This is a genomic window from Novosphingobium sp. (genome assembly GCF_027489515.1).
In the GTDB taxonomy this organism is placed as follows: Bacteria; Pseudomonadota; Alphaproteobacteria; order Sphingomonadales; family Sphingomonadaceae; genus Novosphingobium.
The window spans coordinates 18169-42362 of record NZ_JAIXZS010000010.1 but is presented as its reverse complement, the minus strand read 5'-3'; the positions used below and the strand labels follow the sequence as shown (position 1 = coordinate 42362).

The window sequence follows — 24194 nt, the reverse complement described above, 5'->3', positions numbered from 1 at the left end:
GGAGACACCGCCGACGCAGTGAACTTATTTGATGCCGGCAGCTGCCGCCACTTCGGCGGCAAAGTCGGTGGCTTCCTTCTCGATGCCTTCACCGAGCTGGAAGCGGACGTAGTCGGTCAGCGTGATCTTGGCGCCGGCGGCCTTGCCGGCAGCCTCGACGACCTGCGAGACCGGGGTCTTGTTGTCCATGACGAAGAGCTGCGAAAGCAGTGCGTTGTCCTTGGCATACTTGGCGATCGCGCCATCGACCATCTTGGCCTGCACTTCGGCGGGCTTGCCGCTTTCAGCCGCCTTCTCCGCCGCGATCTTGCGCTCGCGCGCGATGGTCTCGGGATCGAGATCCTCAGCCTTCAGCGCCAGCGGGAAGGCAGCGGCGATATGCATCGCGATCTGCTTGCCGAGCGGTTCGAGCACATCGGCACCAGCTTCCGATTCCAGCGCAACGAGCACGCCGATCTTGCCAAGCGCCGGTGCAGCGGCGTTGTGCATGTAAGGCACGACGAGACCCGACGAGACCGAGACGGTCTTCATGCGGCGGACCTGCTGGTTCTCACCGATGGTCGCGACGTTGTTGGTCAGCTTGTCGGCAACGGTGCCGCCATCGGGATAGGCAGCCGCCTTGAGCGCCTCGACGTCATCGGCCGAAAGTCCGAGTGCGACTTCGGTGGTCTTGCGCACGAAGTCCTGGAACTGCTCGTTCTTGGCGACAAAATCGGTTTCCGAGTTCACCTCGACGGCCACGCCCCGGGTGCCAGCAACGGCAACGCCGACGAGGCCTTCTGCGGCGGTGCGGCTCGACTTCTTGGCAACGGCAGCAAGACCCTTGGCACGCAGCGCGTCGACCGCGGCTTCAAAATCGCCACCGGTCTCATCCAGCGCCTTCTTGCAATCCATCATGCCCGCGCCAGTGCGCTCGCGCAGGTTCTTCACGTCAGCGGCGGTATAGGCCATTGCGGTGATCCTTCTTGTCTCGTGAATATGGGTGAGGCCGCAGCCCGGTCAAAACTACCCGGCGCGGCCCGTAGGGGGTATCCGGGTCAGTTCGGTGACGGCGCCATCACGGCACCGTCACCATGAACCGACAAGATCAGACGTCGGCCGCTTCGGCCGCTGCCTCTTCGGGAAGCGGCTCGTCCATCGCACCGAGGTCCGCGCCCGAAGCGATCGCGGCATCGCGACCGCCGCGGGTGGCCGCAGCGGCGATGGCTTCGCAGTAGAGGCGGATGGCGCGGCTGGCGTCGTCGTTCGCCGGAACCGGGAACGCGATGCCATCGGGCGAGACGTTCGAATCGAGGATGGCGACGACCGGAATGCCGAGCACGTTGGCCTCCTTGATCGCCAGCTCTTCCTTGTTGGCGTCGATCACGAACATCACGTCGGGAATACCGCCCATATCGCGGATGCCGCCGAGCGACAGCTCGAACTTGTCGCGCTCGCGGGTGAGCTGGAGCACTTCCTTCTTGGTGAGGCCGGTGGTGTCGCCCGAGAGCTGCTCTTCAAGCGCCTTGAAGCGCTTGATAGAGCCCGAGATCGTCTTCCAGTTGGTGAGCATGCCGCCCAGCCAGCGGTGGTTGACATAGTGCTGGCCCGAAGCGCGCGCGGCCTGTGCGATCGGCTCCTGCGCCTGGCGCTTGGTGCCGACGAACAGGACCTTGCCGCCACCCTGGACAGTCGCGGACACGAACTCGAGCGCGCGGGCGAAAAGCGGCACGGTCTGCGAGAGGTCGAGGATGTGGATGCCGTTGCGGGCGCCGAAGATGTACGGCTTCATCCGCGGGTTCCAGCGGTGGGTCTGGTGGCCGAAGTGCGCGCCGGCCTCGATCAATTGCTGCATGGTGACGACGGGAGCCGCCATAGGTCATTCCTTTCCGGTTAAGCCTCTGGAATGCAGGAACCGCATATCGGGAGAAACCCCAGTGCGGCACCGGTATGTGCGCATTCCATGTGGATTGCCGCGCCCGATGCAGACACCGTGTCCGAATCATGACGTAGCGTTGGCGCCGTTAGCGCCGCGGGGGCCCTGCGTCTACAGCCAAGTGCGGACGATACAGGCTGCGATCACGCCACCGTGGTGTCAATTAGCCCCGACAGCTGTCCAATACGTAGTGAATACTACTTGTCAAAGTAAATGGACACTGGCATAAATTGTTGCGACGGGCAAAACCGCCAGTCGCGAAATTGTCCCACGATTTCAGATCGTGTTGGATCAATCGCGGCTTCTCTGGCTTACAACTCCAGCAAGCGGATCTTGCGGAGTGCCAACCGGCTCCCTGCCGGGAATGCCCCTGCCGTTACCTTCGGCTAGCCGACGTAGTTTCGCTTGATTGCCTGATTTTCTGAGATTGGCCGCACACCCACGCGGCCATGCCGGCCGCACACCCAGGCGGCCTTGGCGGTCGCGCCTCGACCCGGCGCCCTCCCAGACCGCCGCTGCGGTCCCCGCGCCCCCCGCGCGCGGGGACCGCTACACGGCAGTCCCGCACGGCAATCAGAATGTAACCGCGTGCAGATTCGGGCCGAATGAGCGCTCACGCGACTGCCGCGGCAACGAGCCCTGCTATCCATTGCTGAAAAATGTGATGCCCCGTACCGAATCGGCTTGACGGGATGGAACAAAAATAGAACATTGAATCCATCAACGGGACAGACTTGGAACATCCGATTCTCTCCCTACTTTATCCACAGGGTATCCACCGCCTGTCAAGCGGTTGCCCACGGTTCGAAAGGCAGCGTTTCCATGTCCATGGTCTCCCTCCTCGCCTCGCTCGTGATGGCCGGCGCTGGCTGCGTGGCCTTTGCGGCCATCGCTGTCACCGCGCGGGCGCAGCTTCCTGCGGTCCGGCGCCTTCTGGCAGATTCGCGCGCGCTCGCAGCTGATCGGGAATTCCTGGTGCAGATCACCGCAACCACGGCTCCAGCCGCGCTGCGTGTTCCCCAGCGGCCTCGCCGGGCGCCAGTACGCCTAGTCAGGCCTGTTCCGGTTTCGACTGGCCGGCGCTGGCGCGCTGCAGCCTGATCCTTCGATAGCGCCACACGCCCACCGGCATCAGGGCAAGATAGATCGCGCATATTCCGACAAGCGTGAGCCATGGCTCGGTCAGCAGCGCCACGGTGAGCATACCGGCGAGCGCAATCACTTCGAGCCGGATGGCGCGGCGCGGACGCAGAGCGCCCCAGCCCAGGGTCGGCAGGTTAGAGATCATCAGGAACGCGATCAGCAGCGCCCAAGGACCCACGACATAGGGCGCGCGCAGCTGATCAAGCCCACTGGCAAACCACAGGTAGAGCGGCAGGAAGGCAAGGCCCGCGCCCACGGGTGCAGGCACGCCAGTCATGAACCCGGCGGATTTGTGCGGCTGGCCGGGCAAATCGATCGACGCGTTGAAGCGTGCGAGCCGCAGGGCGCAGCACACCGCCAGCGCCAGCGCCGCGAACCAGCCGAACCGGGGCGCCGCGCTTAGCGACCAGAGATAGAGGATCAGCGCCGGACCGACACCGAAGGCGATCGCATCGGACAGGCTGTCGAGTTCGGCCCCGAAGCGCGACTGCGCTTTCATCAGCCGCGCGACGCGGCCATCGATCCCGTCAAGCAGTCCAGCCAGCATGACCGCCAGCACCGCCGAATGAAAATCCCCGCCGATCGCGAATCGGATGCCGGTGAGCCCACTGCACAGCGCTGCCGAGGTGATCGCATTGGGTACGAGCGCGCGCAGGGTCAGCCCGCGCGGGAGACGGCGGCGGCCGAAGTCCTCACCTGAAAACACATTGCCAGCCTCGTCACGTGCCGCGCCGCGTTTGCCCGGCGGGGACACCTCGCTCATTGGCGCACGCCCTCGATCATCGGAGTCTGGCCGAGCACGGCAAGCACCGTCTCGCCGGCAACAATCCGCTGGCCGATCAGCACGCGCGGCTCGGTCCCGGCAGGAAGATAGACATCGACACGGCTGCCGAAGCGGATCAGGCCGACACGCTGCCCGCACGCGACAATGTCTCCCGCCTTGACGAAGGGCACGATGCGCCGCGCCACAAGTCCGGCGATCTGGGTAAAGCCGATACGTACCCCATCGCCGCGTTCGACCACGAAATGCTGGCGCTCGTTCTCCTCGCTCGCCTTGTCGAGATCAGCATTGAGGAATTTGCCCGGAATATAGACGACGCGGCGGATCGTCCCGCCGATCGGGGCGCGGTTCACGTGCACGTCGAACACCGACATGAAGATCGAGACGCGCGTCACAGGGCCGTCAGCCAATGCGGGCTGACCGCTACCGTCATCCGCGGTCATCTCGCGCGGGGGGGCAACCGTGCAGATCAGGGTCACAAGCCCGTCCGCCGGTGCGACGATCACGCTGTCGTCGCGCGGTGTCACACGTTCGGGATCGCGAAAGAAAGCCAGTACGCCCAGCGTCAGCACAGCCAATGGCCAGCCCAGCAGCGATCCCCCCAGCAAGGCGCCCGCGATGCAGATCGCACCGGCGATTGCGCCGAACTTGCGCCCCTCCGGATGAATGGCAGGCCAGGTGAACCCGGCCGTACCGCGCCCACGATTGTCTAGAATTTCTCCCGGCATCCTGTCCCTCTAGGCCCCAGCGGGCTTGCGGACAAGCACCCAGCAGGAACGACCCGCATCGGGAGTAGCTCGCACGCCGACTCTTCGTCCTCGCCGCGCGTCCGGTAAGCGGTTGCTGCCGAGGATCGTAAAGTTCACCCTGAAACGGCCTGTTTCGTAACCGTTTCGGACCAGAATTAAAAATATTCGAAGGGGTGCCCGGTAGTTTCCCTAGGTCCGCGTTCGGTAACGTTTGACGGTCCGCCGATTTCTCGATCGGTTTTTTATACCTTATTTTCAATATTTTGCGTGATCTCCTGAGTGGGCCTTACAACGATCGTTGGTTAATGTGCTGACGAAAGTCATGAGCCGCCGATGGCCTCCTGACACGTCCCACCGCCGCGTCGTTCTTACGGGATGTTAACCACGCCCGGTGGAAAGGCCCACGTATGAATACGTACAACACACCCCTTCGCCGGGCCGCGAGCATCGCTGGATGCTCGATTTTCGCCCTCTCTCTCACCGCTCCGTTCGCGGGTACCGCGCATGCCACCGGCGTGCTCGCGGGCACGCTGATCGAGAACACCGCAACCGCGACGTACCAGACCGGCGCCGGCACTGGCACGGTCACGTCGAACAAGGTCACGGTGAAAGTCGACGAGTTGCTCGATGTCGCTGTCGCGACGCTGAGCACCGCACCTGCGACCGCGAACAGCGAACCCGCCGTCCTCGTCTACTCGGTCACCAACAGCGGCAACGGCCCAGAAGCGTTCAACCTGGCCGCCGACCCCAAGATCTCGGGCAACGCGTTCGATGGCACGATCAAGTCGGTCGTCCTCGATAGCAACAACAACGGCATCTATGATCCCGGCGTCGACACCGTCCTCACGTCCGGCGCCCTCGCGACGCCGGTTCTGGGGCCGGACAAGAGCGTCAAGGTCTTTGTTCTCGTCAATCTCCCCGCAGGAGCAACCGACACACAGACCAGCCAGGTCCGCCTGACCGCCACCGCACAGACCGGCACCGGAACGCCTGGCACCAGCTTTGCCGGACGGGGTGAAGGCGGCGGCGATGCGGTCGTCGGGCTTACAACGGCTTCGGCAAACTCGCTGGCCGCCCTGATCGCCAGCCTTGCCAACATCACGCTCACCAAGTCGGCGACGATCGCCGATCCCTTTGGCACGGCAAAGCCGGTCCCCGGAGCGGTGGTCACCTACTCGCTCGCCGCCAAAGTGACCGGAAGCGGATCGCTCGACGGCCTGCACGTGACCGACACGATCCCCGAGGGAACCACCTACGTGCCGGGCTCACTCAAGCTCGATGCCGCGGCGCTGACCGATGGTGCCGATGGGGACGCCGGCACAGGTGGCACCGGCGGGATCGATGTGGCGCTGGGCAAGATCACCGGCGGCACCACTCGTACCGTCGCTTTCTCCGTGAAGATCAATTGATTAGCCAGGAAGACCAACCATGAAGCTTTCATTCCTCGTCAAGTCTCTCGCAGGTGCGGCGGCTATGGTCGCCATGGCCGGTCCGGCCCTCGCGGCAGCCCAGTCGGCGCCCTCTCCGGTCTCGCTCAAGGGCGATGTCATGCTCGAAAAGACCGTGTCCGAGAACGGCGTCAGCAAGGTCCAGCTCGTTGAGCCCAAGGTCGTCATTCCGGGCGACCACCTGCTGTTCACCACGCGCTATCGCAACGAAGGCACGCAGGCGGTGACCAATTTCGTCGTCACCAATCCGCTGCCTTCGGCCGTCACGCTTTCGAGCGACGCCGCGCCGGGGACCGAAGTCTCCGTCGATGGCGGCAAGACCTGGGGCCAGCTCGGCTCACTCAAGGTCGAAGCTGCCGAGGGCGGTGAGCGCGCGGCCACCGCAGCCGATATAACGCACGTTCGCTGGACCATCCCCTCGATCGCTCCGGGCGCTTCGGGTGAGGTCCAATACCATGGAATCGTTCGCTGAAATGGCGAAACGGGGGGTCGCCATGCCTGTGAGCGACCAGAATATTCGCAGGCAACCCAGTGGAGCATAAGAAAATGACGTATCGCAGCAAACTGCTGGGTGCGGCGGGCGTTTGCGCCCTTGCCGTTCTCGGCGCCAATCCGGCCCACGCGGCCGGTACCACCGCCGGCTCGACGATCACCAACACGGTGTCGGTGAGCTTCACCGTCAACAGCATCGCGCAGACCGGCACGACCGCATCCGACACGCTGACGGTCGACCGTCGCGTCCAGCTCACCGTCGCCGAAGTCGGCACGACCACCACGACGGTAACGCCGGGCGCGGTCAACCAGGTGACGGCCTTCACGGTGGTCAACACCTCGAACGCCCCGCTCGATCTGGCACTCGCCGCTGCCCAGCAGGTTGGCGGCGCTGGCGCGCACTCGAACACGGACACGTTCGATGTGACCAATGTGCGCATCTTCCGCGACGTGAACAACAACGGCACCTTCGAATCGGGCACCGATACGGCGGTCACTTACCTCGACGAAGTCGCAGCCGATGCCTCGGTCCAGGTCCTCGTCGTGTCCGATGTGCCGCTGGCCCAGGCCAATGGCGCCGTGGCTGCCGTTGTGCTGACCGCGACCGGCCGCGAAGCCGGTGGTGTGGGTAGCCAGGGTGCGGCGCTGGTCCAGACCTCGGGCGCCAACACCGCGGGTATGGACACCGTCTTCGCCGATGGCGCAGGCGCGACCGATTCGGCGCGCGACGCAGCCTTCTCGGCCCGCGATGACTACACCGTCTCGGCCGCGACGCTGAGCGCGATCAAGTCCTCGCGCATCATCAGCGACCCGATCAACGGTTCGACGAACCCCAAGATGATCCCGGGCGCGACGATCCAGTACTGCATCGCAATCAGCAACGGCTCGGGCAGCGCCACGGCAACCTCGGTTACCGTGAACGACCCCATTCCGGCGAACCTCACCTACGACTCCAGCTTCGGCGTCAAGACCAACGGCACGGCGACGATCGTCAGCGGTGTGGCGACGTGCGCCACCGACACGACCGGCACGGGCACGATGGCGTCCAACACGGTCAGCGGCACGCTGGCTTCGGTGGCCGCGGGCGAAACCAAGACGGTGGTCTTCCAAGCCACGATTAATTGAGCAGGCCCCAGGAAGGCACCTCTCAAACAATCGAGGACTTTGGATGGTCAGGCGGCGGCAGACCCGGGGGTATGCCGCCGCCCCACCCAACTTTTGTCTTGAAAACAAAGAAAAAACGCCATGCGGGCAATGTGGAACAGGATCTGGGCGACTGCCGCGCTGCTCTTCGCAGCGCTGCTTGTCGCGACCAGCGTTCCCGCCGCGGCGAACACCATCACCAACACCGCCCACGCACACTGGAACCAGGGCGAAGCCGAACTGACTGCCGATTCCAACGTGGTCATCTTCGATGTCCTGCGCGAAGATACGAAGATTTTCGTGCTGCCCCTGCCCAATGGCAGCGAGACGCTGGCCATCAACGCCGGCTTTTGCGGCGGAGCAGCCCTGCCGGGCGCCAAAATCGATCCGAAAGGCGCAGATCCGAGCGAACCGGCGACCATTTCGAGCATCACCGTAGGCCAGCCGGTCGTCTTCCGCCTTGTGCTGGGACGCGCTGGGCTGGATGCCGGCAAGATCGATAGCGTCGAGGTCACGATCACCTCGGCGAGCGGCGACAGCGAACGGGTCACCGTCACCGAAACGGCCGCCGATACCGGCGTGTTCTATGGTGCCATCCCGACCAGCGCCATCCCGCCGACGCCGCGCAACGGCGATTGCCGCCTGAGCGTCTCGGGCGGCGACAAGGTTACCGTCAGCTACAAGGGCGCGAGCGGTGACGGCTCGGTCATCAAGACCGACGTCGACGTGCTGGCAGACCCCTATGGTCTTGTTTTTGATAGCGAAGATGCCGCACCGATCAATGGCGCGCGAGTCACGTTGATCGATGTCGCGACCGGTCAGCCCGCACGCGTCTTCGCCGATGACGGCGTGACGACCTGGCCTTCGACCATTGTCACCGGCTCGGTGATCACGGATGGCGCCGGGCGCACCTGGCAAATGCCGGAAGGCGAGTACCGCTTTCCGCTGGCCCCGCTCGGCACGTACCGGCTCGTTGTTGTCCCGCCCGATCCCTATACGGCGCCATCTGCGCTCACGCCCAAGAACTTCGTTGGCTTGACTCGCCCCGATGGGGGCGATCTGGTTATAATGCCGGCATCCTATGGTGAAAGTCTGGCACTTTCGAGCCCCTCTCCGGTTCGCGTCGACATTCCGGTCGACCGGCCACCGGTGTCGGTCAGCCTGAGCAAGGTCGCTTCGCGTCAGGTCGCCCAGCCGGGCGATGCGGTGTTCTACACAGTGACGGTGCGCAACACCGACCCGGGACGGGCAAAGCGCGGCGTCGTGCTGAGCGACACGCCGTCAGCCAGCCTGCGCCTGCGCGCGAACTCGATCCGCATCGACGGCGCCAAGGCCCCGAAAGACACGGTGACGATTGCTCCCGATGGCCGCACCATGACAATTGCCATCGGCACGATCCTGCCGGGGGCAACCCGCACCGTGACGTATGCGATGACGGTGCGGCCCGAAGCGTCCGCCGGCAACGCGCTTAACCGTATTGATGCTGTTGACGCGCGTGGATTAACCGCAACGGCTAGTTCCTCGGTGCGCATCGAGCGCGACAATCTGGCCGCGACCATGACCCTGATCGGCCGCATCACGCTGGGCAGCTGCGACGTCCCCAACACGCGCACCGCCCCCCGCCCGGGGATCGGTGGGGTGCGCCTCGTGCTCGAGGACGGCAGCTTTGCCGTCACCGATGCGGAAGGCCGCTACCACTTCGAAGGGCTGATGCCCGGTACGCATGTCGTTGAAGCACAAGCGGTTACTCTGCCAAAGGGCGGCAAGTTCGTCGATTGCACGCGCTCGACACGCAGCGCCGGCAGCGCCTCAAGCCGCTTCGTGATCGGCCAGGGCGGCAGCCTGGTCGTTGCCAACTTCGCCGCCACCGTACCCGCCGAGACGCTGGCCGCTGCAGCGGCCGCAGCCGAAGCGGCCAAGCCTGCCAACGATAGCGACCGCACTGCTGCGGGCGGCGATACCAACTGGATCGCCAAGGGTGATGGCCCCAACGAATTCCTCTTCCCCACTGCCGACTACAACCCGCGTGCGCCCACCACCCGCGTGGTGATCCGCCACCGCAAGGGGCAGACCGTTTCGCTGAAAATCGACGGCAAGCCGGTCGACAAGCTCGCCTTCGACGGCGCCCAGAGCTCCCCTGAGGGCTTTGCCGTGAGCGTTTGGCGCGGCTTGCCCCTGCCCGGTGAAGATACCCGCTTCGATGCCGAGATCCGCGATGCCGGCGGCGCCGTGGTGCAGACGCTGACCCGCACCGTGCACTTCGGCGCCACCCCCGCCCGCGTCGAACTCGTGCCCGAACGCACGCACCTTGTCGCTGATGGCGCGACGCGGCCCGTAGTTGCCGTGCGCGTGCTCGATCGCACCGGCCGCCCGGTTCACGCCGGCATTTCCGGCCCGATCGCACTTTCCGCGCCCTACGAGAGCGCCGCCGCGCTCGATGCTATGCAGAGCCGTGTGCTTTCGGGCCTCGACCGCGCGGCGCCGACATGGATCGTCAAGGGCGACGACGGTGTGGCGCTGATCGAGCTTGCGCCCACCATGGTCAGCGGAAGCCTTGACCTCACCTTCCAGTTCGCCGACCGCGAAGTAAAGCGCCAGCAGGTCCTCGAAGCCTGGGTCATCCCCGGCGAGGCGAAGTGGACGCTTGTTGGCCTCGCCGAAGGCGCGGTGGGCGCGAAGACCGTTGCCGATCACATGCAGCGCACCGGCAGGTTCGATAGCGATCTCGGCGACCACGCCCGCGTCGCATTCTATGCCAAGGGCCGGATCAAGGGCAAATGGCTCACCACCGTCGCCTATGACAGCGCCAAGCAGCGCGCCGAACAGCGCCTGCTCGGCGGGCTCGATCCCAAGGCCTACTACACCGTCTTCGCCGACGGCTCGGACCGCCGGTTCGATGCCGCCAGCGTGAACAAGCTCTATGTGCGCATCGAAAGCGCCAAGGTACGCGCGCTGTTCGGCGATTTCGACACCGGCTTCGATCACACCCAGCTCGGCCGCTATCAGCGCACGATGACCGGCGTGAAGGCCGAAGCCCGCGCGGGCAAGCTGCGCGGTGAGGCCTATGCCGCCAAGGTCGCCACCACGCACCGTCGCGATCAGATCCCCGGCGGCGGCATCAGCGGACCCTATCGCCTCTCCAGCCGCGCGATCGTGCCCAACAGCGAGACGGTGACAATCGAGGTGCGCGACCGCTTCCGGTCGGAAGTCGTCGTCTCCAGCCAGGTGCTGACGCGCTTCCTCGATTACGATATCGATCTCCTCGCCGGCACGATCACCTTCAAGCAGCCGGTGCTGAGCCGCGATGCGAACCTCAACCCGCAGCAGATCGTGGTCGACTATGAAATCGACACGCTGAACGGCGGCGCGTGGAATGCGGGCGCGCGTACGGAATGGCGCAACAAGTCCGAAAAGGTCCGCCTCGGCGCGACGGCGATCAGCGATGCTTCGGCAAATGCTGGCGCGGCGGTCACGCGCACCAATCTCGGCGCGGTCGATGCCAAGGTCTTTATCGGCACCAAGACCGAAGTGCGCGCCGAAGCCGCGCTGAGCCGCGCGACTGGCGGCAGCCCGGCGGGCAACGGCACCAAGGCGGCCTGGCTCATCGAGGCCGAGCGCCATGACGCGCGGCTCGATGTGCTCGCGTATATCCGCTCGCTTGATGCCAATTTCGGCGTCGGCCAGGTGAGCATCGGCGAACTCGGCCGCCGCAAGATCGGCCTCGATACCCGCTATCGCCTCAGCCAGAAGTGGCTGGTGAGCCTGACCGCGTGGCGCGACCAGTCGCTGATCGATGGATCGCGGCGCAGCGCGATCCAGCTCGGCACGACGTGGAATTCCGCTGGCACTGAAATGCGCCTCGGCGTGGCGCGCTACAGCGAAACACTGGCAGAGGGCGCGGCAGCCGGCCCAACCGGCGCCACGGGCGGCAGCACCACCCTGATCGAGGCTGGCAGCACCAAGCGTCTGTTCGACAACAAGCTGGAGCTGAGCGCCGCCGGCTCGGTCTCGATCGGCAGCCGCGATGCGACCTCGTATCAGGCGCCGCGCTACCGGCTGGGCCTGCGCTATGCGATCACGCCCGACGTGCGCCTCATCAGCGATTATGAGATCGGCAACGGCGGCCAGGGCGAGACGCGCACGCTGCGCGGCGGGCTCGAGGTGCAGCCGTGGACCGGTGCGAAGATCGCTACGGTGATTGGCCAGCAAAGCACCAAGGGTCTTGCCGCGACCGGCGAACAGCAGGCCATCGCAGAGCAGGGCAAACGCGCCTTTGCCTCCTATGGCCTTGCGCAGTCGCTGCCTGTCAGCAAGGCGCTGACGCTCGATGCCACCATCGATGGCAACAAGGTGATCGGCGGCAAGAGCGCGCTTGCCACCAATGGCGGCACCGCCGTGGTCGGCGCAAGCAGCCAGACCACGATTGCCGAAGACTTCACCGCCTATACGCTTGGCGCGACCTGGCGTTCGGGCCGCTGGAGCGCGACCGCGCGCGCAGAGCTTCGCGATGGCGAACTGGCAAAGCGCAAGGGTGTCACTTTCGGCATGATCCGGCAGATGGGCGAAGGCAGCGTTGTCGGCGGGGCGGTGACCTGGTCGACGATGCGCGACGTGAGCGGCGCGGAAAGCGAAGTGGGCAGCGCGGCGATCTCGATCGCCCACCGCCCGGCCACTTCGGCCTTCGCTTTCCTCAGCAAGCTCGAATTCCGCAGCGATCGCATTTCCGGGGTAACAGCGGCGACGGGCACGGGTACCGGCGCGGCAACGGACGGCACTGCGCTGACGGTCGACGGCAATGCCCGCTCTCGCCGGATCGTGGCCAGCTTCTCGGGCGATTGGGCACCGAACGGCCGGGTCGATGGGCAGATGGTCCAGCGCACAGAGATCGGCGTGTTCGTTGCCGCTCGGCACAATCTCGATCGGTATCAAGGCTTTGATCTGGCCGGCACGACCGTGCTCGGCGGGCTCGATGCGCGCATCGGCATTGGCAAGCGCATCGAAGTGGGCGGCAGCGCAACCGTGCGCCGCAGCCTCTCCGATGGAACAACGTCCTACGCCCTCGGCCCGCAGATCGGCATCGTGCCGGCGGACAATGTTATGGTGGTGATCGGCTACAACCTGACCGGCTTCCGCGACCGCGATTTTGCCGCTGCACGCAATACCACCAAGGGCGTGTTCGCGACGATGCGCGTGAAGTTCGACTCGGGTAGCCTCGGCTTCCTCGGACTTGGCCGCTAGGCCCAGCCGTTAACCTTCAGAGTTAGCATGTTCCAACCGGGGACTGCGCCCTCCCGCGTATTGCCGCTGCCCGGGGCAGAGTTTATCAACCATAGCCTCGCTCCGCCACTTGCGCAGGGATGGTCCGTTTGTACCGCGTTCGCACTGCTTGCCCGGACAGAACGATCCGCCAGATGGCGGCGGCTGCGCTGGGCGCGGTCCTTGCAGGTTTGGCCGGCCCCGCCCTCGCCGCCGCGCCATCGGTGACAGTCAACGCAGACCAGGCGCTGCGCTTCGGCACATTCTTCACCGATACGACCGGAACACGTACCGTTTCCGCAACCGGTTCGGTTACAGGTTCTGCGATCATTCCACTTACCGGCGCCGCGCCCGGACCTGCACAATTTACCATCACCTACGATCGCGGTAACAATGCCAACGTGAACTATTCGCTGCTCGTTTCCGTCTTGGTGCCGGGGACGGCAAGCCAGGTCAGCGGCGGCGTGACGGGCACCATCGCGCGCTTCGATACCGATCTGCCGGGACTTGGCACCCTGTTGCCGGGCCAGACCGCGCAGTTCACGCTCCTCGGCTGTCAGCGCCGGATCTGCAGCCGCACCTTCCGTGTCGGTGGAACCTTGCAGGTTGCCCGTACCTCGGGCGGGGCAGACCTTGCCATTCCGCTCCCCATCGTCGTCACCGTGCTGGCTGAGCTGTGAGGCCTGTCCGCCTCGGCCTTGCTGCTTTGGCTGCAGCCGCGGCAACCCCTGCGCTCGGCGCGACCGGCCAGAGCTCCACCGCACTTGGCCAGGCGCAGGCCGTGATTGTTTCGCCGATCATCGCCGTGTCGCTGGGCGACCTCGATTTCGGTTCGCTCACCTCCTCGCAGACCGCGAGCGGAACCGTGACCGTCGGCGCCGAGGGCGGTGCAACATATGCCGGCGGTGCAGGACCGGCCTGCGCCGGCGGGGGCGCCTGCGCCGGCATCGCACCTGCCCGCTTTCTTGTGAGCGGGGAGGCCGGCCGCAGCTACACCGTCAGCGCGCCCGCTGTAATCACCGCGACTGGCACGCTGATGGGCGGCGGAAGTGCCCCAGCCCTTTTGATCGATGCGCTGAGCCTGCATCTTGATAGCCATGCCGGCAGTGTGACCAGCATGGGTCAGTTGGACAACAAGGGCGAGGATCGCATCGCCGTCGGCGGGCGGCTCAATGTGCCCGCCGGCACGGCACCGGCGCACTATCGCGCCACGCTGACGATCATGGTCACTTATAGCTGATTGCGAGGGCAGCTGATTGCAGCGCGCACACGTCCGCGCGCCCCTTCTCGCGGCGCTTACCTTTCATTAACCATACTTACTTAGGAACTGTACGTATGAGGACGCCGGGGATGCCCGGCCCCTCAAGCCCCGCCGCATGTGCGATCCGGGGCAGAATGGGACCAGGAGTTTAACCGGTGAACAAGTCTATTCCCGCAGCGCTTATCGCGCTTGCCACGGCAAGCCCGGCCTTTGCCGGATCGGGCAACCAGTCGACCGCCACGGGCACGGCGACCGCGACCATCGTCGCACCGATCGTGCTGACCCACCCCGCGAGCGCCAGCCTCAATTTCGGCCGCTTTACCCGCGGCACCGGCGGCACCGTGACGGTGACCGCCAGCGGCAGCGGTTCGGTTGGCAGCGACGTCACGTTCATTCCGGGCTCGACCACGGCCGCAGACAGCTTCACGGTGGCAGGCGATGCGAATCGTTCCTACTCGATCGCAACGACCGGCGGCAACGTGACGTCCGGCGCAACGAACCTCGCCTTCACCACCGCACCTTCCGCCGCGACAGGCACGCTGAGCGCCACGGGCACGGGCAGCTTCACGGTTGGCGGCACCCTGACGGTGACCGGCACGGCACCGACCGGAGCCTATAGCGGCACGTATTCGGCGACAGTGGCCTACAACTGAGTTCGCGCCAGAACACCGTTCGCGGGATGCGGACGACGCGCGTGGATGGTTAACGGATCAATAGAAAAATAACCAGGCGGCACGCTCCGGCGTGACCGCCTGGATTGCTTTTGAGCGGCGGCGAAGCCTGCACAGAAATTCACATGATTTCAGTATCATGTAACGGAAATCCGGCTTCTGAAATCGAGTCAGGCCGACAGATTGTTTGCAAATCGTTTCCAGAGGCAAACGCTTTGTTAACCATATCTCCTTAGGACTTTTACCTATCGAAGCACCGGAAAGCGGGGCTGCGATGAAACGGCGTTTACCAGCTCCAAGACCGGGACGTTGCGGGGCGAAACAGCATTCAGGAGCACACGACGTGAAGAAGACCATTCTCGCATCCACCCTTGCCACCGTGGGCGTTCTTGCGATGGCTACCCCCGCCTTCGCCGGCTCGGGCAACCAGTCGACCGCCACCGGCACCGCGACCGCGACCATCGTCGCGCCGATCGTGCTGACCCACCCGGCGGCTGCCAGCCTCAACTTCGGCCGCTTCACCACCGGCACCGGCGGCAGCGTGACTGTCACCGCCGCAGGCGTCGGCTCGGTCGGCAGCGACGTGACCTTCGTGCCCGGCTCGACCAACTCGGCCGACCAGTTCACCGTTGCCGGCGATGCCAGCCGCTCGTTCTCGATCACGACGACCGGCGGCAACGTGACCTCGGGCGCGACGAACCTGGCGTTCACCACCACCGCGTCGGCCGCGACCGCCTCGCTCAGCACCACGGGCACCGCCAGCTTCACCGTCGGCGGCACGCTGACCGTGACCGGTACGGCGCCTGCCGGGTCCTACACGGGCACCTACTCCGCGACCGTTACCTACAACTGAGCCCGGGACTGCCCGGCTGCCGTCCCCAGGGCTGCAGCCGGGCTCTCGCCCGCCCCTGCCCCGTCAAGGCCTGACCATGACCCTCCGCTTTCGCTCCTTGCTGACCGCACTGGCGGTGCTCGCTTTGCCGCTCCCGGCACTGGCGGCGCCCGGCGGTTCGGCGACGATGACCGGAACGGCCAGCGCCACGATCATCACCCCGATCAGCATCGTAGCCACAGCGCCCCTGAGCTTTGGCGTGATGGCCCAGCCGACCGCGACGGGCACAGTGACCGTGAGCACGGCAGGCGTGGTCTCGACCGGCGGCGGCATGGTGGGCAACACGGCGATCGCCCAAGGCAGCGCCGGACCCCAGGCCGGCAAGTTCCGCGTGAGCGGCGAGCCTGGCCGCCAGTTCTTCGTGACCCTGCCGCTCGCGGCAACGGTGAACCGCAGCGGCGCGTCGATGATCATCACCCTGTTCACTGTCGGTGCGCTCACCGGCTCGCCCGTGGGCACGCTCGATATCGCGGTGGGCGGCACGTTGACCGTTGGCGGCGCACAGCCGGTAGGCACCTATTCCGGCACGTACCAGATCACCGCCTCCTACAACTGACCGCGCGCCTCCGCGCCGCTTTCCCCCGCCCGCGCCGACCCGGCTGCGGGCTTTTTTGCGCGCCCTGCTCCGCCCCGGACGGCCTATCCGCGGCCTTCCCGAGGAAAAAATGCTGACGGCAAAAAATTTTTCTCAATTTTTTCCGCCATCTAGAGGCCGATTCCAGCGCCGGCAGACCGGCAAAACCGTGCATGACTAAGCACGAATATTTGCATTGGGTCCGGTACTTGTATGGTTAATTACGAATAAACAGAATTTACTAAGTCATTTATTTTCTCATTTTGGGACATAATTGAAGTAAAAATCAGAATAACTACCCATTAACTCGCCCCGAATACGTAACTCCACGTACCGAGCAACGACGATTCAGTCCGAGTTCGCAGTACTTCAGGTTCGCGGTCGTGTCGCAGCCCAGGGGGGAGGCGCCACAACCACATCTCGGGAGCATACACGTGAAGAAGATCATTCTCGCTTCGGCCATCGTCCTCGCTTCGGCCTCGCCTGCCTTCGCCGCTTCGGGCAACACCTCGACTGCCTCGGGCAGCGCCACCGCCACCATCGTCGAGCCCATCGTGCTTACCCACACCTCGGGCGCCGCGCTCGGCTTCGGCCGCTTCACCACCGGCACCGGTGGTTCGGTCACCGTTTCGGCGGCAGGCGTGGGCTCGGTCGGCGGCGATGTCGCTTTCGTGCCCGGTTCAACCAACTCGGCCGACGCGTTCAGCGTGACGGGCGATGCCAGCCGTTCGTTCTCGATCAGCACCGGCGCGGGCACCGTCACCGACGGCACGACCTCGATCAGCTTCACCACCTCGCCCTCGGCCGCGACCGGCACGCTGAGCAGCGGCGGCACTGCCACCTTCTCGGTCGGTGGCCAGCTGACCCTCGCCGGCACCGAAGCCGCTGGCGCCTACACCGGCACCTACTCGGCGACCGTCACCTACAACTGATCGCACTCAACAGCCGGGGTCGCCTGCAGTGGCGGCCCCGGCCTGTGCACTCCCTTTCTCGGAAACCCCCGATGTCTTCGCCCACGCGATTCCTGTCCGGAATGGCGGTCATGGCCTGTGCCATGGCAGCCCTTGCCGGAACTGCGTTCGCAGCCCCGAGCAGCTCCACCGTGAGCGGCGCGGCGCAGGCGGTCATCCTCACGCCGCTCCAGATCGCGCCGATCGATCCGCTGTCTTTCGGGCAGCTGACCCGGCCGACCGCAGCCGGCACGGTCGTCATGTCGCCCGCCGGCGCGATCACCGCGACGGGCGGCGTCCTCACCAGCACGGCCATTGCGCAAACCGTTCCGCGCGGCCCCGGAACCTTTGCCGTGGTGGGCGATGCGGGCCGCGCGTTCAGCATCGATTTGCCCACGGTCGCCATTCTGCGCCAGGGCTCGCGCAACATGCGGCTGAGCGCCTTCCGCAGCAACTGGGCTCCTGGCGCTGTGTTCAGCCCGACGCGCACTTTCGCGCTTTCCGTCGGCGCCACGCTCAATGTCGGGGCCAATCAGACCACCGGCACCTACACCGGCACTTATGCCGTAACTGTGACTTATCAGTAGTCCGCGATTGCCAGCGAATCAGGGATTCCCCATAAGGGCGTTAACCTATTTCGCTGACACGGGACGTACCTCTTGCCTATCTCCGGACCTCGTGGCCTTGCGGCGACGCTAAAGACTGCCGCGCTTGGCCTCAGTCTCGCATTCACCTTGTCTTCCAGTGCCTTGGCGCAAGCCGCGGGCCAGGCAGATGAACCAGCCGATGCGCCGCCCGCACCGGCTGCGCTGCCTGCGGGCGCGGTAGGCGGCATGGGTGACATCAACCTTTTCCCCAAACGTGTCGTCATAGACGACCGAGCGCGCATCGCCAGCGTCGGGCTCTACAACCGCGCTGCCGCGCCCGGCGAATACGAGATCACCGTTTCCGATATGGCGATGCAGCGCGACGGGCGGCTGGTCGATCTTGCCACGGTGCAAGATACCGCGGCGCGCGATGCCGCGCATACGGCCAGCGGCTTCCTGCGCTGGTCACCGCGCCATGTCGCGCTGCCGGCAAGCGAGGCGCAAATGGTGCGGATCATGGCGCGGGTCCCCCCGGAGCTGCCGCCGGGCGAGTACCGCTCGCACTTCACCGTCGTTTCGGTCCCGCCCGAGACCGGCGGCACCAGCATCGACGAGGCGGCCGGCGGCGATACCGGCGGCGGCATCGGCGTGCGCATCGTGCCGCGCTTCGGCATCTCGATCCCGGTCATCGTCCGCGTGGGCGAGACGACGCTGACGGCCGGGCTCAAGGACCTCAAGCTCAATGCAGCGCCCGGTTCGCCGCTCGCGCTCGCGCTCACCATCACGCGCGAAGGCACGCGCTCGGCCTTCGGCGATATCACGATCACGGCGCCGGGTGGGAAGAAGCCGGTGGCGGAGATCAAGGGCATCGGCGTCTATACCGAGATCCCCGAGCGCGCGGTGCAGGTGCTGATCGATCCCGCCACCGAGCCACGCTTTCTGGCCAAGGGCACGCGCTGGACAGTGAGCTATGTCGATGACGACATGACACCCGGCAAAGTGCTCGCGCGGCAGGAATTCATCGTGCCGTGAAACCACGCGGGGGGGGCCAGCAACGCGGATCCTCCAGTTCGCTGCGGGTCGTGCTGGGCGCTACGCTCGCGCTCGCGGGTGATACCGCGCGCCGGGAGCTGACGCCGCCGGAAGGCGCCGCGTCCGATCCCCCGCGCGAGGCGAAGAAAGCGCGCCGCACAGTAAAGCTGCCGGAACCGCGCTTTGCAGCGGCGGCGGAACAGCAGCGGAAATCCGCACCTGCACCCAAAGCAGCGCCCAAGCGGGCGGTGAAAAAGCAGGCCGCCGCGGCACAATTGGAGCCTCAACCCCTCGCGCCTGCTTCGGCCAAGGCCGCAGCGTCCCCAGCCGCCGAAGGGGTGCTTTCGGAAGCTTTTCGCCGCGCCATCGCGCCTGAGCCGGTCCAGCCCCTGCCGCAGATGGCAGAGGCGGCCCTCGCCCCATCCCCTGTCCCCAAGGCGGCGTCCCCGCTTGCGGAAGCCGTGGCTGCACCCCCGCAGCCCGAGCCCCCCAGTGCGGCCCTCGCGGCCACCGATCCGCTCCCGGTACCGGCCTTCGGCCCGCCCCCTGAGACAGAGCCCGCGCCGGCTATGGCTCCGGCGCTCACGCCTGTCGCGCTGGTGGCGACGCCTGCCGCGCCGCCCCCACCCAGCTCGGTACCGGAGACCAGAGCACCGGAAGCCACGCCCGCGCCCGCCCCGCCGGTTGCCCAACCGGAACCGGTGCCGGTGGAAAAACCTGCCCAAACTGCGGTGGCCGCGCAAACGGCAATGCCGCCGCCGGGCCCGCCTGCCATCGCGCCGCCCCTCCCGCGCCCCGCACCAACTGAAATGGCTGCAACCAAGCCCACTCCGGCGCCGACCAAAGCACCGCCCGCGCCTGAAACGCCCGCGCGTGAGCTGGACATGCCTGCTTCGCCGGAAGATGGTCCGCTCCCGGCCAAGCTTGCCGACGCGCTTCCCTTGCCGGCGTTCGGCGGCGCAATGGTTTCGTCTGCCGCGCAGCCACAGTCGCCTAGGACAAAGCCGGCAAACACCAAGCCTGCACCGACGCGCCTTGCCTATGCGCCGACCGCACTGCCGCTCACGCAGGTCGCGCTCAGCGCTGCCCCCGCGGCCGCCCCTGCCTCCGCACCGACCACGAAGCGCAACCTGGCCGAAACCCGCCGCGCGCTGCCCGAACCCGCCTTCGGGGCGCCTGCCGCCGCAACCAAGCCCGCGCTGACGGCCTCTCCGCTGCGCGCCAACATCACCGATCAGGCCGGGCTCGGCGCAGCGAGCGCCGTCCCGGTGATCAGCGACGACGACGAGCTTATCCTCCAGATCGAGACCGCGCAGGGCGAGATGAGCGACACCATCGTCGCCTACGGCCTGCGCCAGGGTGTCTATCTGCCGCTCGGCGCACTGACCCGCTTCCTCGATCTGCCGATCGCCGTCAGCGACGATGGCCATTACGCAAGCGGCTGGTTCCTCGATGAAAAGCGCACGATCGCGCTCAACTTGCGCGATGGCAGCCTGGTCGTCGCCGGCAAGCCGATCCCGCTCGGCAAGGGCGATGCGGTGGCATTCGAAGGCGAGCTCTATGTGCGCGCCGAGCGCTACTCGGATCTCTTCCCGCTCGATCTCAAGGTCGATCTGCGCAACCAGACCATTGCCGTCAAAACCCGCGAACCCTTCCCTTTCGAGGAACGCATGGCGCGCGAAGCGGATCGCGAGCGCCTAGCCTCGCGCGCCGCACGTGATTCCGGCCGCGACTCAAGCTCCCGCTTCCCGCGCGAGGAAACGCCGTGGCGCGGCCTATCGGTGCCTGTGGGCGAGACCGAACTGCGCGCACTGACAGACGACGATCTTGGCGCACGGCTCGAGGCAGATCTGCGCCTTGCGGGTGACTTCGCCTTCATGACCGCGCGTGCCTATGCCAGCGTCTCGACCCGGGATGGCCTTACCGCCGCGCGCCTCGAACTCGGCCGGCGCGATCCCGATGGCGATCTGCTCGGGCCGCTCAAAGCGACAGAATTCCAGCTGGGCGATGTTGCCACCGGCGCGCTCCCCATCGGCCTGCGCGGGGTGAGCGGGCGCGGCGCCTTCGTCACCAATGCCCCGCTCGAACAAGCCTCGATTTTCGATTCGGTCGATCTGCGCGGCGATCTGCTCGATGGCTATGAGGTCGAGCTCTATCGCAACAACACGCTGATCGGATCGACCCGCACGCCGGTGAACGGGCAGTATGCCTTCCTGCAAGTGCCAGTCGATTTCGGGCTCAATGTGTTCCGCCTCGTGTTCTACGGCCCGCAGGGGCAGCGCCGCGAAGTGGTGCGAAAGATCAGTGTCGGCGATGGCCGCCTTGCGCCCGGGCAGTTCATCTACAGCCTTGGCGCCGCGCAGAAGGACACCAACCTCTTCGGCGTGCGCGGTCCTCGCTTCAGCCCTGCGCCCGATTTCGGCGCCTGGCGCGCGACGGCAGAACTGGGCTACGGCCTCAGCCGCGCGGTCACCGCGACAATGGCTGCAGCGACATGGGATAGCGGGAGCAGAAAGCACTGGCTCGCTGCGGCAGGCCTCAGAAGCGGCATCGGCGCGACCGCGCTGCGGCTCGATCTCGGGGTGCAGAACGGCGGCGGTACCACGGTCGAAGTCGGCCTCGGCGGAAAGCTCCTCGGCCTTGCCTATAGCCTCAACCACGCCGAATACGGCGGCGGCGCGATTGACGAAGTGCGCGCCTTCACCGCCGATCCACTGCGCCGCGCGAGCGAACTGAACCTCAACACGACGCTCCATTTCGGCTCGGGCACCAACGCGCGGATCATGCCGATCACCAGCCAGGTGCGCCGCATCGAGTTTGCCGACGGCCGCCGCCAGACCGACGCCGCCTTGCGCGCCACCTTGCCGCTCGGCGGGGTGCTGCTCTCCAACACCTTCGACTACAACCGGGTCAGCGCGCCAACGACGCCGGCCAGTAGCCGCCTGCTCGGCACCTTTGATCTCGCTACGCTCTCGGGCTCGCGCACACGCTATCGCGCTAGTCTCGGTTATGGGCTTGCGCCCACCGTCAACCTCCAATCGGTGACGCTGGAGGCCGATCACCGCTTCGGAACCAGCACGTTGGTGCGCGGCGGGGTGACGCATACGCTTGTCGATCACCAGACCACGCTGGGCCTTTCCGCGATCCGCCGCATCGGCCCCGTCAACGTGGCGTTCGACGGCGCCTACGGCTTTCCGGGTCGCAACTTCTCGTTGGCGCTCAGGGTCGGTTTCAGTTTCGGGCGCAATCCGCTTTCGGGGCGCGCCTTCCTTGCCCGGCCCGGCCTGACCAGCGGCGGCGCGGTGGCGGTCACGGCTTTTGCCGATGCCAATGCCAACGGTGTGCGCGATGCGGGCGAAGGGCCGGTTGCGGGCGTCACGTTCCTTTCGGGGACCGACGAGAACCGCACCGACGCCGGGGGCCGCGCCTTCATCACCGGCCTTGGCGATGGCGCGCGCGCCTCGGTGCGGGTGGACAGCGATTCCATGCCCGATATCGCCCTTGCGCCCGCGCGCCCGGGGATCGAGGTGGTGCCGCGCCCGGGCCGCATCCACACCAGCGATTTCGCGATCGTCACCTTGAGCGACATCGAAGGGACCGCCTATTTTCGCGCCGAATCCGGCACCCGCGCGGTCTCGCGCCTGCAACTGCGGCTACTACGGCCCGATGGCAGCCTGGCGGCGCGCGCTCGCAGCGAATCCGATGGCTTCTTCCTGTTCGAGCGCCTGCCTGCGGGCGAGTACCACCTCGAGCTTGATCCCCAGCAGGCCGCCAGCCTCAAGATCCGGCTCGAGGGCCCTGTCACGCTGACGCTCGGCGGCAAGTCCAGCGTTCTGCGCCAGTCGATCTATGTGAAATCGGCGCAGTAGCCTTCCCACGGCGGTAAATTTCTCTACCGTTCCGCTTGATGCAGCCTGCGCCCGAGCCCCCACCCCACCATCAGCCCAAGCGCATCCTGAGCACGACGGCCGCTGCGGCGGTCGTCATGGGCATGGTGATCGGCGCGGGCATCTTCCGCACGCCCCAGCTCGTCGCACAGAGCCTCGGCGGCGAAGGCGCGCTGATGCTGGCCTGGGCACTGGGCGGGGTCTTCGCGCTGATCGGCGCGCTTTGCTACGCCGAACTCTCCGCAGCTTTCCCCGATACCGGCGGCGATTACCGCTTCCTGCGCGAGGCATTCGGCGCAGATGCGGCATGGCTCTTCGCCTGGTCGCGCTTCGCGGTGATCTTCTCCGCCTCGGGCGCGCTGCTGGCGTTCGTCGGGATCGATTACCTCGCCGAACTCGTGCCGATGGGCACCTTTACCCGCGCGGCTGTCGCGGGCGGTATGGTCATCCTCCTGACCGCGCTCAACTTGCGCGGAGTCCAGACAGGTACCCGCGCGCAAATCGCGATGGTGGCGATGGACGTCGCCGCGCTCCTCGCGCTCGGCGGCGCGGCGCTATGGCTGGCCTATCACGGCGTCGCCCCGCAGCAGGTCGCGGCGGGCCCCGTCGCCCCCGTCACGCTGGCCGCGTTCGGGCAGTCGATGGTCTTCATCATGCTTGCCTATGGCGGCTTCAACGATGCCTCCACGCTCTCCGCCGAAGTGCGCACGCCGGCGGACATGACGCGCGCCCTGTTCGGCGGAATGGTGCTGATCACCGCGCTCTACATGATCGCCAACTGGGCCTATGTGCGCGGGCTCGGCATGGCGGGCCTGGCGAACAGCGAGGCCCCCGCCGCGGCGCTGATGGCCCGCGCGTTCGGCTCGGCGGGCGAGACGATAATCGTGATCTGCGTCGCCATTGCCGCCTTCTCGGTACTCAATGCACTGATCATCGTCGGCGGGCGCACACTCTATACCGCAGCGGAGGACGAGCCCGCGCTCGCCGCCCTCGCGCAGTGGGACCAGAGCCGCGGCGTGCCCCGCGCGGCGATCCTCGTGCAGACGGCCGTCGAGCTTGCCCTCATCGCGTGGGGCGCGGCATCGGGACGAGGCTTTGCGACGATGGTTGACTACCTTTCGCCGATCTACTGGCTGTTCCTCACCATGAGCGGGCTTGCCGTGGTGGTCCTGCGCCGCCGCCAGCCGGACGTGGAGCGCCCCTACAAGGTGCCGCTCTATCCGCTCCTGCCGCTCATCTTCGCCGCCGCTTGCGCGGGCGTGCTCTACAGCAGCGCGGTCTATGTCGGCTGGTCGGGCTGCCTGATCAGCTTCGGGATGCTGGCGCTCGGCTTCGTGGTGCGGACGGGCTTGCGGATGACGGTCAAAGCTTGACGCGCTTTGCCATTGCGGAAGGGTCCCGCTGTCATGCTAA

19 protein-coding genes are annotated in these 24194 nt (G+C 66.4%); 14 read left to right on the top strand and 5 right to left on the bottom strand.

Going from position 1 to position 24194, the window contains the following annotated elements:
- Positions 1-24: 24 nt before the first annotated feature.
- The 4 genes from tsf to Q0082_RS00800 all read right to left on the bottom strand — a co-directional run bounded on the left by tsf (position 25) and on the right by Q0082_RS00800 (position 4567).
- Positions 25-951 (bottom strand): translation elongation factor Ts, encoded by a 927-nt coding sequence (gene tsf / locus Q0082_RS00815; RefSeq protein ID WP_298188801.1) that lies wholly within the window; start codon positions 949-951, stop codon positions 25-27.
- A 136-nt stretch (positions 952-1087) separates the two neighbouring features.
- Positions 1088-1855, bottom strand: coding sequence for a 30S ribosomal protein S2 (rpsB, locus tag Q0082_RS00810; RefSeq protein ID WP_298188798.1), 768 nt, complete (start codon positions 1853-1855; stop codon positions 1088-1090).
- 1111 nt (positions 1856-2966) lie between these two features.
- Complete coding sequence (locus tag Q0082_RS00805; RefSeq protein WP_298188796.1) at positions 2967-3821, bottom strand: phosphatidylcholine/phosphatidylserine synthase; 855 nt, start codon at positions 3819-3821, stop codon at positions 2967-2969.
- A complete protein-coding gene (locus tag Q0082_RS00800) occupies positions 3818-4567 on the bottom strand; it encodes a phosphatidylserine decarboxylase (protein WP_298188794.1) in 750 nt (249 codons plus the stop codon). The genes Q0082_RS00805 and Q0082_RS00800 overlap by 4 nt, the downstream gene beginning before the upstream one ends.
- 428 nt (positions 4568-4995) lie before the next feature.
- On the opposite strand from Q0082_RS00800, the gene Q0082_RS00795 reads away from it, so the two are divergent.
- The 7 genes from Q0082_RS00795 to Q0082_RS00765 all read left to right on the top strand — a co-directional run bounded on the left by Q0082_RS00795 (position 4996) and on the right by Q0082_RS00765 (position 14841).
- The gene (locus tag Q0082_RS00795) at positions 4996-5997 is read left to right on the top strand and encodes a hypothetical protein (protein ID WP_298188792.1); all 1002 of its coding nucleotides are present in this window, start codon (positions 4996-4998) and stop codon (positions 5995-5997) included.
- Positions 5998-6016: 19 nt separating this feature from the next.
- Positions 6017-6508 carry a hypothetical protein gene (locus Q0082_RS00790; protein WP_298188790.1) on the top strand — a complete coding sequence of 164 codons (492 nt, stop codon included), beginning with the start codon at positions 6017-6019 and terminating at the stop codon, positions 6506-6508.
- A gap of 74 nt (positions 6509-6582) precedes the next feature.
- Positions 6583-7653: an isopeptide-forming domain-containing fimbrial protein gene (locus Q0082_RS00785; protein WP_298188788.1), complete on the top strand. Its 1071-nt coding sequence runs from the start codon at positions 6583-6585 to the stop codon at positions 7651-7653.
- Positions 7654-7773: 120 nt separating this feature from the next.
- On the top strand, positions 7774-12909 hold the full coding sequence (locus Q0082_RS00780) for a hypothetical protein (RefSeq protein ID WP_298188786.1): 5136 nt from the start codon (positions 7774-7776) through the stop codon (positions 12907-12909).
- A 173-nt stretch (positions 12910-13082) separates the two neighbouring features.
- Complete coding sequence (locus Q0082_RS00775) at positions 13083-13607, top strand: DUF4402 domain-containing protein (RefSeq protein ID WP_298188784.1); 525 nt, start codon at positions 13083-13085, stop codon at positions 13605-13607.
- Positions 13604-14167: a DUF4402 domain-containing protein gene (locus Q0082_RS00770; RefSeq protein ID WP_298188782.1), complete on the top strand. Its 564-nt coding sequence runs from the start codon at positions 13604-13606 to the stop codon at positions 14165-14167. The genes Q0082_RS00775 and Q0082_RS00770 overlap by 4 nt, the downstream gene beginning before the upstream one ends.
- 176 nt (positions 14168-14343) lie before the next feature.
- A complete protein-coding gene (locus Q0082_RS00765; RefSeq protein WP_298188780.1) occupies positions 14344-14841 on the top strand; it encodes a DUF4402 domain-containing protein in 498 nt (165 codons plus the stop codon).
- 57 nt (positions 14842-14898) lie between these two features.
- Here the strand turns inward: Q0082_RS00765 and Q0082_RS00760 are convergent, their stop codons facing one another.
- Entirely contained in the window at positions 14899-15216 is a 318-nt protein-coding gene (locus Q0082_RS00760; RefSeq protein WP_298188778.1) for a hypothetical protein, read from the bottom strand.
- Between Q0082_RS00760 and Q0082_RS00755 the strand changes: the two genes are divergently transcribed.
- The 7 genes from Q0082_RS00755 (at position 15203) to Q0082_RS00725 (ending at position 24154) form a co-directional block, all read left to right on the top strand.
- Complete coding sequence (locus Q0082_RS00755) at positions 15203-15712, top strand: DUF4402 domain-containing protein (protein WP_298188776.1); 510 nt, start codon at positions 15203-15205, stop codon at positions 15710-15712. The genes Q0082_RS00760 and Q0082_RS00755 overlap by 14 nt on opposite strands.
- Before the next feature lie 76 nt (positions 15713-15788).
- A complete protein-coding gene (locus Q0082_RS00750) occupies positions 15789-16307 on the top strand; it encodes a DUF4402 domain-containing protein (protein ID WP_298188774.1) in 519 nt (172 codons plus the stop codon).
- A gap of 452 nt (positions 16308-16759) precedes the next feature.
- Positions 16760-17257 (top strand): DUF4402 domain-containing protein, encoded by a 498-nt coding sequence (locus Q0082_RS00745; protein WP_298188770.1) that lies wholly within the window; start codon positions 16760-16762, stop codon positions 17255-17257.
- 71 nt (positions 17258-17328) lie between these two features.
- Positions 17329-17862 carry a DUF4402 domain-containing protein gene (locus Q0082_RS00740; protein ID WP_298188768.1) on the top strand — a complete coding sequence of 178 codons (534 nt, stop codon included), beginning with the start codon at positions 17329-17331 and terminating at the stop codon, positions 17860-17862.
- A gap of 162 nt (positions 17863-18024) precedes the next feature.
- Positions 18025-18894, top strand: a complete 870-nt coding sequence (locus tag Q0082_RS00735; RefSeq protein ID WP_298188766.1) for a hypothetical protein — start codon at positions 18025-18027, stop codon at positions 18892-18894.
- Positions 18891-22763 (top strand): hypothetical protein, encoded by a 3873-nt coding sequence (locus tag Q0082_RS00730; RefSeq protein WP_298188763.1) that lies wholly within the window; start codon positions 18891-18893, stop codon positions 22761-22763. The genes Q0082_RS00735 and Q0082_RS00730 overlap by 4 nt, the downstream gene beginning before the upstream one ends.
- A gap of 38 nt (positions 22764-22801) precedes the next feature.
- Entirely contained in the window at positions 22802-24154 is a 1353-nt protein-coding gene (locus Q0082_RS00725; protein ID WP_298188761.1) for an amino acid permease, read from the top strand.
- Positions 24155-24194 lie beyond the last annotated feature (40 nt).